We start from the raw sequence: 12951 nt of genomic DNA, 5'->3' as shown, positions 1-12951 counted from the left end.
AGGAACTGGCATGGCCAATGAGAAGAATTTAATCAATTTACGCGATCGGACTCCGGAAGAACGCCTTGCGATCCAGCGCAAGGGCGCAGCTGCAACCAATGCAAAACTCAAGCGTAAAAAGCAAATGCGGGAAGCCATGCAGATGCTTCTTTCTCTGCCTGTAAAAAGCAAGAAAAGCAAGGAAATGCTTATTGATTTAGGCATTGATCCGGATGATGCTGATAATCAGTATTTAGTTCTTGCTTCTGCCTTCCGCAGCGCGCTAAAAGGCGACGTTCGAGCGATGGAGTTTATCCGCGATGTTGATCGGATGGATACCGATGCCGAACGGCTTAAACTCGAAAAGAAGAAAATGCGGATATGGGAAAAGGAATTGAAGGCAGCGAAGGCAGCAGCTGCACACCAGGATGCCGATGATCCGACCGTTAAGCAGATGGAAGCGGTCAGCGAAATCGTGAAACAAATGATGACACCAGAGGATGATGAAATATGCAAGTAACGGATCAAGTCAACGAAGTGCAGAAGCCAATGCTGATCCTCTCGGATAAGTTCAAGGATTTTTTGCGGGTGGACGTGCCCCGTGAATACCTGGAGGGAGTCACTGCCTGCGGCAAGACGACGGTCGGCATTTTTAAATTTATGTGTAAGGTAGCTGCCAGTCCGGTGCGATTTCACATTATCGCCGGCGCGGATCTTGGTACCGTGGAAAAGAACGTCATCAACGGTGAAAGAATGCTGCTGGATCAGTTTAAATACACAGCCAGCTATTGGCCAAAAGGGCATGGTAAGGTTGGACTACCGCATGTTGAGCTACTCACACCGCAGGGGGTAAAGATCATTTACGTCTGCGGATATGACAACAAGACGCGATGGAAAAAGGTTCTGGGCGGCCAGGTTGGCTGTGTGTACATTGATGAGGTCAATATCGCAGATATGGAATTTTTGCGGGAGATCACGCATCGCTGCAAATACATGATGACGACAAGTAATCCAGATGATCCTAACCTGCCAGTGTATTCCGAGTTTCTCAACCGCAGCCGACCGCTAAAAAGGTACGTTGATGACTACCCGGCGGAACTTCTTGCAGAGCTTAACGAGCCGCCGGTAAAAGGATGGGTGCATTGGTACTTTAACTTTAACGACAATGCAGCACTTACCGCTGAGGAAATAGAGATCAAAAAAAGCGCGGTTGCGCCTGGCACCAAGATGTATAAAAACAAGATTCTAGGCTTGCGTGGTCGAGCAACGGGGCTTGTCTTTAACCTTGAGAAAAGACACATTATCACCCCGCAAGAAGCGAAAGAAAAGCAGTATGTACAATTTTGCGCTGCAGTGGATACATCTTACTCACGTAAGAGTGACGACACTATTTCTTTCAAGTTTGGCGGGATCACAACGGAGCGGGTCTTTGTTGCGCTGGCCGAAGAAGTCTATAACAACAAGGGCCGTGTAGCGAGAGGACAGAACGCTCTGGCACCTTCGGACATTCCACCGCTGCTGGTTGACTTCTTGGAGCGCAACCGGAAACGCTGGGTAGATGGCGGCGATGCTTTCGCCCGTGATGTTTACATAGACTCAGCCGACCAGGCGACGCTTACAGAGTGTGAGAAGTATAACAGGCAGATCGGAAGTCTGTATTTCTTTTATCCAAGCTGGAAGCGTCTGCCGATCTTGGACAGAATCTATTTGCAGATCGGCTGGATGGCGCAGGGATATTACTTCATCGTGGATGAATGCACCAACAGCATCCATGAGTACAACGCATACAGCTGGCAGGATGACAAAAAACTGCCAGAGGATGCCAACGATCATACGATCAACGCTGATCAGTACAGTTGGATGCCGTACAAGCACATGATCGGTATACCGGATGGAAAGGGATGATAAGATGGGAAAATTTAGCCAAAGCGTCAAGGTAAAGCTGCGGAACTGGCTGGAAATTGACAAAGGTATGAATCCGTTGACGGTGCGGATTATTGAGCCGATGGACTTTGATGCCAATGTATTCAAAAACCAGATCTGGTATCGTGGAGATCCGTCGGAGCTGCATCAGTTTTACACGACCATTGATGATATGATGGGCAACACAAAGTTTTGGGCAGCGACGGCAACTAATGGCGTTGATTTCAGAAAAATTCATACAGGATTACCGGCTTTAATTGTCGATGTTTTGACAGGTATCGTTTTAGACGATATGAATGAGCTGGATTTTGACAACACCAAAGGAAAGCAGCGTTGGGAGGAAATGGAGAAAGAACTCCCTGACGATTTCTGGAAAGATATCTTTAAGCAAGCGCTCTATTTAGGCGATGGAGCAATCAAGTTTTCTTTCCATCCAGAAGAAAGTCCTTATCCAATTCCAGAGTTTTATCCGGCGGATCAGGTCAAATTTGTTTTTGTGCATGGGAAAATCAAAAAGATCATTTTTAAGAATCCGTATGAATTCAGTGAAGGTCGTTTTGAATTGCATGAAATCTATGATGAACATGGGATAGATTACGAGCTTTACAGCCCAACTTGGGAAAAGGAAAACCTGCTTGATTATCCCGAATTCGCACACCTTAAACCAATCAGTAAATCGCAGGCGTATATGATGGCGGTTCCGGTGATTTTCGGATCATCGCCAAAATATAAAGGCCGTGGAAAGTCGCTGTTTGATGGAAAAGAGGACGCTTTTGACAGTTTTGATGAGGCTTTCAGCCAATGGATTGAGGCGCTGCGAGATAACCGGACAAAGACATTTATCCCAGACAAGATGATTCCCCGAGATCCCAAGCGTGGCGATCTGCTTAAACCCAACACGTTTGACAGTCGCTTTATCAAGATCACGGGATCCGGTGCCGAAACGGCAAACAATACCATTGATGTAAAGCAAGGGCAGGTGGACGGCGAGGGATTGATGGCGGCATACATGGCCGCGCTAGATCTGTGCCTTCAGGGACTTGTCAGCCCTGCTACACTCGGCATTGACGTGAAGAAGATGGACAATGCGGAAGCACAGCGGGAAAAAGAAAAGGCCACGCTGTACACCAGAAACAAGATCGTAAAGCTGGCGGAAAAGGTCATTCCGGATATTATCTCAACAGCACTTAAGATCATGGACACGGCGGCAGGAAAGCCGTACCAGGAATACGAAATCACCTGCAGTTTTGGCGAGTATGCGAACCCGTCGTTTGAATCTGTGGTTGAGACCGTCGGTAAGGCGAAGCAATACGGCGTCATGAGCAACGAGCGGATCATCGAAGAAATGTACGGGGACAGCCTGGATGAGGAAGAAAAGAAAGAGGAAATCCGCCGGCTGAATGAAAGAGACGGGCTGATCCCAATGCAGCAACCGGCAGCGGTAAACGAGTTCGATCTTCCACCGATTACGCAGACCATGCCGCCAATCGAGCAGATGACCAATGGCAACGGATAAAGATAAGCGCCGAGATCCGTCAGAGCCGCCTAATCCTTATGATTTACGACAGATTTATGAGGAGATGGAGCTTTACTTGATCAACTCCATGCGTCGGAATCTTAAGCGTCATATGAAGGAAGAAGAACGGCTGGGCTTTGCGTGGGAACAATGGCAAAAGGCTACACTGCGCAATATAGAACAGTTTCGGCGTGAGTGTCGCGAGATCATCGGAGAGATTTCGACGGAAACACAGCGCAAAGTTGACGAGGTTCTTAATGGCTCATATGATTCTGGATATTCGACAGTTGAGCGTGCCGCAGAGCGTCAGGGTGCCGAAAAGACCGTTGGGGTATCTTTGCCTGAGGATGGAAAGAACACCGCGCCAGTAGGGAAGTCTGCGAATCCTGAACAGGATTTCTTTAAAGCGAATCCGCGAAAGCTAGACGCATTAACAGAGGCGGTAAAAGAAGACCTCAACGAAGCGAATAAAGCGGTATATCGGAAGATGGACGACATCTATCGGCAGACAGTTTTCAAGGCGACTTATAAAATGTCTTCCGGAGCCTTAACACTGCAGCAGGCTGTGGATGAGGCATCCAAGGAGTTGCTAGCTCAGGGTATTAAGTGCATTCAGTACAAAAATGGTGCTCGGTTTGATATCGTAAGCTATGTTGAGATGGCAATTCGGACAGCGTCACAGCGTGCCCGCATGCTTGGTGAGGGAGCCTTCCGGGATAAACACCAACTCTGGCTTGTCCGTGTTTCCAGTCATACCGCAACCTGTTCACTTTGCCAGCCGTGGCAAGGTGAGATTCTGATTGATGACGTATTCAGTCACCCGTCAGAGGATTTCATTCAGACAAACGATGGTAAGTATAAGTGTGTTTCTGAGGCTATCAAAGCCGGGTTATTTCATCCGAATTGCCGACATACGCTTTATACCTATTATCCCGGTGATCGGGAACCGATTGTGGCATCACCTGAGGAATCAGCGAGGCTTTACAAAGCTGAACAGCAGATGAGAATGTTGGAAAGAAGTATTCGGCAAGCGAAAAGAGATGTTGCAACTGTAATTGATCCGAAAAATCAAGAGGAGGCAAAAAAGAAATTGAGACATTGCCAGGCACTACTTCGTGATCATCTAAAACAAAACCCTGAACTTAAGCGGAATCGTTGGAGGGAAAAAGAGCATGTGTAAACATGTATGGAATGAGCAAATTGTCAGCCAGGAATGGCATTTTAAGAATCAATGTTGGAAGCAGGTAATTGAAAAGACCTGCTTTTTTTGTGGAAAAAAGGAAAGGGAGATCGTGCATATGAAAGACCCGCCAAAACGCAAGCTTCCGAACTTCGGAAGTCATCTGTAAGTCACGGTCCGTTCCGGCGCAGTGGACATTAAATAAAGCGCTGTGAGGTTATCGGCACCTGAAGCCGAGGGAGGAAACAAAATGGAAGACGAAAAGAAACCGACAGAAACAAAAACAGAAAAAGAAGGAATTGCCTCCGCTTTTGGCAACGAGAAGCCGAAAGAGGAAGATAAAAAAGACAAACCAGAAAAGGCTGATCCTAAGGCCGCTGAACAGGGAAAAACTGAACAGAAACAGGAGGGCGCTGAATCTGCCAGCGATGACAAAGCGCAGAGTGGAAAAACATACACACAAGCCGAAGTAGACGCAATGATGGCGAAAGCCCGGAAGAAGTATCAAAAGGGCGGAGTCACTGCAGAAACTGAGGAACCTGCAGCTACAGAAGCCGAAGCTGCGGCAGGAACAGATGGAGAAACAGAAACTCCAGCTGTGGATCCAGGGCATCCAGCGGTACAAGCGCAGCGAGATCCAGCAACCGGCATGCTCGTAACCAAATTGGCCAGAGCAGAGATTAAATCCGAGTTAGCGATTGCCGGTGTGGATCCGACAAAGATTGCTCGCGCGGCGCGACTGATCGACCCAGAGGAAGTCATGGAAAACGGCGAGTACAGCGAGGCAAAAGCCAAGGAGGCTGTTAAAACATTGCTTGCCGACTGGCCGGAGCTTAAACCATCGGAAGATCAAGCTGCAGCTGCCAATACTTTTTCCTTTGGCGCTCACCAGCAGGAGGAAACAGAAGCTGCAGAAGCAACAAAAAATCAAATTTCAAGTATTTTCGGAAACACAAAATAAAAGGAGAGTGGATATAAATGCCAGCAAACAACACAGTTAACTATGTAACACAGTTCCAGAGTGAGCTCATGCAGAAATACGCTCGTGAGCTGATGACGGCCGAGATGACTACGCAGAGAGTTAGATTCATCAACGCGAATACAATCAAAATTCCGTTTATTGAAATGGCCGGATACAAAGATCACAGCCGTAATGGTGGATTCAACCGGCAGGCTGTAAAGAACGATTTTCAGACTTTCGTTTTGAAGTTTGATCGTGATGTTGAATTCTTTGTCGATCAGATGGATGTTGATGAGTCGAACCTTGCCCTTGCCGCAGCCAATGTAACCAACGAATTCGAGACCCAGCAGGCAATCCCAGAAACTGACTGTTATCGGAATTCGAAGCTGTATGCCGAATATAAGACGGCAGGTGAAACGCCGGACACCACGGTTCTGACCAGTGAAAACGTATTGTCCATCATTGACAATGCCATGATGAAGATGACGGAAGAAGAAGTCCCGATGGAAGGTCGTTTGTTGTATGTGACGCCAGTGGTTGAAAAAATGATCAATGAGGCAAAAGAAATTCAGCGGTATCTGAGCTTGACTCAGAACAGCGGGAGCATTCGTAGAAAGATCGTCAATCTTGATGGCCTGAAAATTAAGCCGATTCTGTCAAGCCGCATGAAGACTGTCTATGACTTCTCGGATGGATGTAAGCCGGGTGCTTCCGCTAAGCAGATCAACATGATCCTGTTCCACCCGCGTTCGATTTTGGCTTGTGACAAGCACCAGTACATCAAATTGTGGCCGGAAGGTACGCATACCCAGGGCGATGGATATCTGTACCAGAACCGCAAGTACGGCGATCTGTTCTTGATTCCGAATCGCAAGCAGGGCGTATTTATTAACGCTGAATCCGAAGCATAAGAAAGGAGAAAGACATGAAGATTTACGCAATCAAAGGTAACCGTGAAGAAACAATCAACGAAGCCCAGGAGCAGGAGTTTTTAAAGGCTGGGTACGATATCATCAAAGATGGTAAACGTATCCCAGCGCCGAGTAAAACAGTTCCCTACGCTGAATTGGAAAAAGTGAAAGTAGAGCTGGAAGCTGAAAAAGCAAAGGTCGCAGAGCTGGAAAAGAAGCTGAAAAAGGCTGACAAAAAAGCTGATCAGCAGGATCGGCCAGCAAAGGAATAAGCAGAAAGGAGCGGTGACAATGAAAGCTTATGCAACGCCGGAAGACTATAAAGCCTATGGCTCAGGTGCAATAAATGAAGAACTGATTGACAAGGCGCTGTGCAATGCCAGCGATGATATTGATGCTTTGACGTTCGGACGAATTCACCGGACGGGCTTCGATGGTCTGCAACTCAGTCAGCAGGAGCTGATCAGAAAGGCGACATGCTTGCAGGCTGATTATGTGACAACCTACGGGTCGTTTTTTAATTCGCCGGTGCAGTCGTATAGTATCGGTAAAACGTCCATGACGTTTAATGGCAAAGTCGTTTCTGGCGTTCATACGGATGATTCAGTGATCGCGCTGTTAGATAGGACGGGATTGACATGCCTGGTGCTGTAATCAAGTCGCCGCTTCCTTTTCCGACTTACGAAGCGACTACACAAATAAGTGTGGTGCAAGAAATTGATACCGAAGATCAGGGTCCGCAGGAAGTTGAAGTGTATTCTGGAATGGCTGTATTCGATCAGTCATCCCGGCACACTTTTAATGCAGATAGCAAGCTTACGGTACTGTCGGGTACAATTATCATTCAGGGTGATGTTCAAACGATTGGAAGCCTTGCGGCAATCCAGGGATATGTCAAAATAGGGGATGAGCAGCGCACAATCTACCGAGTGAGTAAACCAACGGCGATGGGTGTTGTATTTAGTACGGAGATTGATCTGCGATGAATGGGATTAAGGCAAACGTTAAAGTTGAGATTTATCCAGGTATTATCGATAAACTTGATCGTGCAAAAACTACGGCTTTTGAAAAAACTGTGGACTGGATTTTGAGCGACATCACCGTAAGACAAGTTGTCCCTTTTGATACTGGTACCATGCAAAGCAGTGGCTGGGGACTTGTAAAAGAAGATGCTGCGGGACTTGTTGGTAGTGTAATCTTTAACACACCTTATGCGCGGCGATGGTACTTCAATGCGCCGAATGAAAAAGGGAATGTTGCTCATTTTCAGACAGCACATAATCCTAATGCACAAGATCATTGGATGGATTATTATCTCGATGGAGAAGGTTTGCGGCTGATCAAGGATAATTACAGCCGATTTTTTAAAGAGACCGCAGGAGGATTAGTGAAATGATGACGCTCAAAGAGATTAAAGACTGGCTAAAACCACAATTTCAGGCTGATCATTGGATCCTGGCTTCCTACGATAAATCTAACAACAAAACGGTTTGTATACGGAATCTAGCGACAAGTCGCGGCCGGCTTGCCTTAGGTGGTGTTGGTCAAACTTCTACTGCAGTTAAAGGTTTATCCATCGTCTTGCATTGGACAAAAAATCCAGATGATTCTGAGCGAGCGGCTCAAGAATTGTATTCCAAGTTTTATGGACAAAATCCTGTGATCGCAGGCCGCAGAGTAGTTAAGTTTGACATGCGCAATGATGAACCAATCTCATTGGGGCAGGATGATTCAGGGGTTAATGAGTATGTAATTGAGGTTTATATGACCTACGAAAGAAAAGGAGAATGAACATGGCAGAGAAATTTAAAGGTGTTTTTCCAGTCTATAACATGAAAATTAAAATTTCGACAGATGGCGGAACAACCGAACCTGATGTTGATATTGCGGATCTCGAAACAATGGGAATATCCATTGATGGCAATGTGGAAAATTGGACGCCGTTCGGATCAGCGGGATGGGCTCGTTCTTTAATGACCGGCAAAGCATTCAGCATTGAGTTTAGTGGAAAACGGCATGTCGGTGACCCTGGTAATGATTATGTGGCAGAGACCGCATGGAAAGATGGTCTCAGCTGCTCTACAAAAATGGCGATCGAATTTCCAGACGGTGGTAAGCTGAGTTTTGCTTGCGTTCTAAACGTTACCAATGTTGCTGGTGGTGACAGCACTAATGTGGCGCCGTTGGAGTTCACCGCTCAGGGTGATGGTAAGCCTACATGGACGCCGGCAGCGACACCGACGGCATAAGGAGGAAATAAAATGGCAAGAAAATATGATATTATTGAGCGCCTAAAAGCAAAGAATGAGCGGCCGATTATCACAATCGATGCTGACCATTGCTTTACTGTAAACACCTCAAAAACGAATGTTTTGGAGATCATGGCGCTGCAGGAAAAGATGGCTGATGATGCACCTGCAAAGGAGCAGATGAGAGCTATTGATCAAATTTTGATTTTATCGTTGGGTCAGAGTGCTGCTGATTACATCAACAGTATGGATTTATCTTTTGAGGCTTTGCAGGATCTGGTCTTTGTCATCTTTGCTTGTATTGGTGGGCAATCTTTAGAGGATGTTGACAAGCTTGAGGGTAAGGCTAAAAAAAAGTAAATCAGTGGTATGACATTTATGAAGACTGGGATTTAATAGAATCCAGTTTCGCTATGCAGTATCCGAATAAAAACTTGTACGATGATTCGATGGACTGGCAGGAATTCTGCACCTTACTTTCTGGCATAATGCCAGAAACACCACTTGGGCAGATAGTCAGGATCAGATCAGAGGACAACAAAGATATGCTTAAGCTGTTTACGACTGAGCAAAAACGGATCCGCAGCGAATGGCGAATGAAGATAAATCCAGTTAAAGAAATGTCAGAAGAAGAAAAAGAAGCAGAAGTTAAAAAATTAGAACAAATATTGGCACAGGCGTTCGGATGATCTGAACGCCTTTTTCACATTTAGAAAGTGAGGTGAGAATATGGCAGAATCCGCTTCGGGTGGTACGTCAATCGGTAAAATATCCCTTGATATCGAGATGGGTGGAAACCTCAAAGAACAGATGATGGAGCTGACACAAAATCTTCAAAAGCAGCTGTCACAAACAATGCAAGAGCCGATCAAAAAGCTTTTTGAGGATATGGCTAAATCCATGACCGATAGCTTGCAGGCGATTACGGATGAGGTCCGTAATATGATGGCAGCAAGCAAAAAGGAGCTGGAAGATTATCTTAAACAGATCAATAACGTTAAGATGCCAAACATGCCGGCACCCGAGGACACTACACAACCATCTCAAACGACACCGGGATCAGCCATGCCACGAGCGCCGCCTTCAGTCATATCCTTCCCAAAGATAAAAATTGATTTTAATATTGAACAGCAGAAAGAACTAATCAACAATCAATTAACTCAAATAGAAGCACAGATGGAAAAGTTGAGAAATAAATCAAATGAACTTGAGGACGCGATGCAAAAAGCAATTAAGACAGATCCAATTGCAGCAGATGGATTTGAATCTAATTTAAAACAAATCGGCGCGCAAATGGTTGATCTTGAGATTAAGGCGGACTCGTTACGAAACAAGTTATCTTCTCTAGGATCCCAAAGTAAATCATCTGGTTTTTCCTTTAAAAGCTTATTTTCAAGTTTAGGAAAATTTGGGTCAGTGATTGGCGGATTGGTTAAAAATTTGCCGAAATTCAATCTTCATCTCAAAAACAGCGGTAAACATGCCAGCACTTCGCGGTTTTCTTTTAAACGCTTGTTAGGTACTTTGGTTGTATTTAGACTGCTTATGCCTGCGATTACAAAAGGCATTAAGTCAATGTTTACATCGCTAAGCCAAAGCTTACAGACTAACGATCAATTCAACCGATCGTTAAAGCAGGTTAAGTCCAATCTTTCTGTCGCTTTCACTCCTATTTTTCAGGCAATTCTACCGGCAGTTAATGCACTGATGGCGGGACTTTCTAAGATTACTGCCTATTTTGCTGCATTTACTTCCACACTGTTTGGCAGCTCACTTTCTGCGAGCGTGGCTACTACAAAGCAGCTTAATGCTCAAAAGCAGGCACTGTCTGGAGTGGGCGGGGCTGCAAAAAAAGCAAGTCTTCAACTTGCATCGTTTGACGAGCTCAATATTATCGGACAAAAAGAGGACGATGGTGCGGCGCTACCCGAAATCACCATGCCTGAAATCAATACTTCAGGGATTTCTGATTTTGCACAGAAACTGAAAGATTTAATTGATGCTGGCGATTGGTATGGGATTGGCGCTTTGTTCGGTGAAAAGCTAAGTGAAGCATTAGATAAAATAAATTGGGCTCCAATTAAGGCGAAGGCTGCTAAGGTCGGTTCTAATTTAGCTCAGTTGATAAACGGATTTGTAGAGTTCCCAGGTCTAGGAAAAAAAATCGGTAAAAATATTGCTGAAGCTTTAAATACAGCGTTAAGTCTCTTACATGGTCTGGTAACTGGGATAAACTGGGATAGCTTAGGTGTATTTATTGGAGATGGACTGGCAGGTTTGTTTGAAACATTTGATTGGGGAATGCTTGGCGACACAATCGGAAGTTTCTTAGGCGGATTTATGCAGATGATTGCAAATGCGTTTATAAACGCTGATTTGGGTGTATTGGGTGAGGGATTGAGTGTACTTGCAATCAATCTAATGGATTCGTGGACGCAGAAATTAAGGGAAACAGATTACAGAGCTGTGGGAGAGTCATTTGCTCAAGGCTTGATGTCTATTGACTGGCTAGGTATTTTTGTGTCCTTAGTTTCACTGATGGCAGAACTTTTCCTTGTTTCGCTAGATGTTTTATTCACGATGTTCCTGGAAATTGGAGGAACATTAGCAACAAACTTAGTCGAGGGTATCCGAACCGGTTTAACGAATTTATGGAGCACGCTTGTAACTTGGGTTTCAGGTAAATTTAAATCGTTATGTGATAGTATTCAGGTGAAATTTACCGAAGTGAAAACATTCTTTGACACAACTGTAAAGAAAATTGGAGATTTCTTCGGAGAGCTAGCCCACAATATCGGTGATGGCTTTAAACGAGGTATAAACTGGGCGATTGAACACGTTAATCGCTTTATAGGATGGTTAAACGAAAAACTTAAGTTTAGTTGGGATCCACTTTATTTGATGGGACAAAAAATTTATGATGGTGGCAGCGTTCAGCTTGTAACAATACCTCAAATTCCATACCTTGCGCAAGGTGGTCTCATCGATCAGCCTACATTGGCGATGGTGGGCGAATCCGGCAAAGAAGCAGTCATGCCGCTGGAAAACAACACCGGGTGGATTGATCAGCTCGCGGACCGTGTCGCAGCCCGGCTGCCCCAGGGTAACAGCATGACCTCAGTGCAGCTTGATCTGATCATTGATCTTTTGCGTCAGCTTCTGGATAAGAGCGGCGATGTCTATTTGATGGATGAGATCGTCGGGATCATCGGCGAGGCTTGGGATCGCACAAAGGGTCGCCGTGGTGATTTTGCGTTTAATGGCATAAACAGGTAGGAGGGATAGGATGCTCAAATATTGGACAGATGACGATCCAACGGTTCGGGATTTTCCGTCCCCCACCGAGTTGTCATGGGAGCTTAACGATGTGGATAAAACATCCGGACGTAATGATTCAGGCTTAATGCTCCGCGAGGTGATTGGCAAAAAAAACAAGATCACGATCAAGTGGGCGATCGCTATTGAGACACCTGAGTTTAGACGATTCGTAAAATGGGCTAAGGGACTTCCGCCTTTTTTTTATGTCCAGTTTTACGATCCAGCTGGCGATCCGGTTACGATGGAGGCGTACAGCTCAAAACTTTCCGCAAGTCTTGCCTATGAGGACAGCCAGGGCCGTGCCTGGAAAAACTTTTCTTTCTCGGCGATCGAAAGGTAGGGTGAGTACATGGCAAAGACTACACAAACGTTTTACGAAAACTCAATTTTCAAATGGCGAAATACCGAGGCCGAGATTGACATTGATGTGTTTGACAACACCGCCAAGGGTGATATCACAGAGGTGACTGCAAGCCAGTGGCGCCTGGCTCATCTCAGTGAGGTGTATGACGGCTACCGTGATATCCCTAAACGCTTTGCGACTTGCGAGTACGATCAATTTCTGCTTGACGGATCCATGACGCTGATGCCGGATGACTACACCCGGGAGAGAGTAGGCTGGTGGTCAGAGTTGTCAGATGACAGCTGTGAGTTTGTCAGACCACAAATCATCACGGTGCAGTTTGATAAGCGGCACAGCTCGGCTGGCATCACCTGTTACTATGATGACTACAGCAAGCCGGTAGAGTCGATCTGCCGGTGGTACCGCGGGGGCGAGCTGCTGGCGGAGCACAAGCTGCTTTATCCGGCATGGACCGTTGAGTCGTTTAACAGCGCCAACATTACCGTGGATCAATTTAACACGATGACTGTCGGGTCGTTGAATTACGGCGAGGCTCCGGCCAAGCAGGAGT

Annotated in this window: 17 protein-coding genes; all 17 read left to right on the top strand. The window is 45.9% G+C overall.

Annotated features, from left to right (window positions below):
- Nucleotides 1–10: 10 nt before the first annotated feature.
- On the top strand, nucleotides 11–499 hold the full coding sequence (locus BQ7364_RS00170; RefSeq protein ID WP_072682815.1) for a hypothetical protein: 489 nt from the start codon (nucleotides 11–13) through the stop codon (nucleotides 497–499).
- On the top strand, nucleotides 490–1884 hold the full coding sequence (locus BQ7364_RS18245; RefSeq protein ID WP_234973127.1) for a terminase: 1395 nt from the start codon (nucleotides 490–492) through the stop codon (nucleotides 1882–1884). The genes BQ7364_RS00170 and BQ7364_RS18245 overlap by 10 nt, the downstream gene beginning before the upstream one ends.
- A 4-nt stretch (nucleotides 1885–1888) precedes the next feature.
- Nucleotides 1889–3418 carry a hypothetical protein gene (locus BQ7364_RS00160; protein ID WP_072682814.1) on the top strand — a complete coding sequence of 510 codons (1530 nt, stop codon included), beginning with the start codon at nucleotides 1889–1891 and terminating at the stop codon, nucleotides 3416–3418.
- Entirely contained in the window at nucleotides 3405–4598 is a 1194-nt protein-coding gene (locus BQ7364_RS00155; protein ID WP_072682813.1) for a phage minor capsid protein, read from the top strand. The genes BQ7364_RS00160 and BQ7364_RS00155 overlap by 14 nt, the downstream gene beginning before the upstream one ends.
- 250 nt (nucleotides 4599–4848) lie before the next feature.
- Nucleotides 4849–5559, top strand: a complete 711-nt coding sequence (locus BQ7364_RS00150; protein ID WP_072682812.1) for a hypothetical protein — start codon at nucleotides 4849–4851, stop codon at nucleotides 5557–5559.
- A 17-nt stretch (nucleotides 5560–5576) separates the two neighbouring features.
- A complete protein-coding gene (locus tag BQ7364_RS00145; RefSeq protein ID WP_072682811.1) occupies nucleotides 5577–6470 on the top strand; it encodes a capsid protein in 894 nt (297 codons plus the stop codon).
- Nucleotides 6471–6484: 14 nt separating this feature from the next.
- Complete coding sequence (locus tag BQ7364_RS00140) at nucleotides 6485–6742, top strand: hypothetical protein (RefSeq protein WP_072682810.1); 258 nt, start codon at nucleotides 6485–6487, stop codon at nucleotides 6740–6742.
- A gap of 19 nt (nucleotides 6743–6761) precedes the next feature.
- Nucleotides 6762–7124, top strand: a complete 363-nt coding sequence (locus BQ7364_RS00135) for a head-tail connector protein (protein ID WP_072682809.1) — start codon at nucleotides 6762–6764, stop codon at nucleotides 7122–7124.
- On the top strand, nucleotides 7109–7456 hold the full coding sequence (locus BQ7364_RS00130) for a hypothetical protein (RefSeq protein WP_072682808.1): 348 nt from the start codon (nucleotides 7109–7111) through the stop codon (nucleotides 7454–7456). Before BQ7364_RS00135 ends, BQ7364_RS00130 begins: the two co-directional genes overlap by 16 nt.
- Nucleotides 7453–7866, top strand: coding sequence for a minor capsid protein (locus tag BQ7364_RS00125; RefSeq protein ID WP_234973126.1), 414 nt, complete (start codon nucleotides 7453–7455; stop codon nucleotides 7864–7866). Before BQ7364_RS00130 ends, BQ7364_RS00125 begins: the two co-directional genes overlap by 4 nt.
- The gene (locus BQ7364_RS00120) at nucleotides 7863–8261 is read left to right on the top strand and encodes a phage tail terminator protein (RefSeq protein WP_083538297.1); all 399 of its coding nucleotides are present in this window, start codon (nucleotides 7863–7865) and stop codon (nucleotides 8259–8261) included. The genes BQ7364_RS00125 and BQ7364_RS00120 overlap by 4 nt, the downstream gene beginning before the upstream one ends.
- Nucleotides 8262–8263: 2 nt before the next feature.
- Complete coding sequence (locus BQ7364_RS00115; protein WP_072682807.1) at nucleotides 8264–8719, top strand: phage tail tube protein; 456 nt, start codon at nucleotides 8264–8266, stop codon at nucleotides 8717–8719.
- Nucleotides 8720–8731: 12 nt separating this feature from the next.
- Nucleotides 8732–9079: a hypothetical protein gene (locus tag BQ7364_RS00110; RefSeq protein WP_072682806.1), complete on the top strand. Its 348-nt coding sequence runs from the start codon at nucleotides 8732–8734 to the stop codon at nucleotides 9077–9079.
- Between the two features lie 53 nt (nucleotides 9080–9132).
- Nucleotides 9133–9408 (top strand): hypothetical protein, encoded by a 276-nt coding sequence (locus BQ7364_RS00105; RefSeq protein WP_234973125.1) that lies wholly within the window; start codon nucleotides 9133–9135, stop codon nucleotides 9406–9408.
- Nucleotides 9409–9448: 40 nt separating this feature from the next.
- Nucleotides 9449–11995, top strand: coding sequence for a hypothetical protein (locus BQ7364_RS00100; protein ID WP_072682804.1), 2547 nt, complete (start codon nucleotides 9449–9451; stop codon nucleotides 11993–11995).
- 10 nt (nucleotides 11996–12005) lie between these two features.
- Nucleotides 12006–12377, top strand: a complete 372-nt coding sequence (locus BQ7364_RS00095; RefSeq protein ID WP_072682803.1) for a hypothetical protein — start codon at nucleotides 12006–12008, stop codon at nucleotides 12375–12377.
- 9 nt (nucleotides 12378–12386) lie between these two features.
- The coding region (locus BQ7364_RS00090; RefSeq protein WP_200798741.1) for a hypothetical protein at nucleotides 12387–12951 on the top strand (565 nt) is incomplete at its 3' end.

The organism is Holdemania sp. Marseille-P2844 (genome assembly GCF_900120005.1).
Taxonomy (GTDB): domain Bacteria; phylum Bacillota_I; class Bacilli_A; order Erysipelotrichales; family Erysipelotrichaceae; genus Holdemania.
The sequence above is the reverse complement of the archived record's forward strand: the minus strand, read 5'-3'. Positions and strand labels throughout refer to the sequence as shown.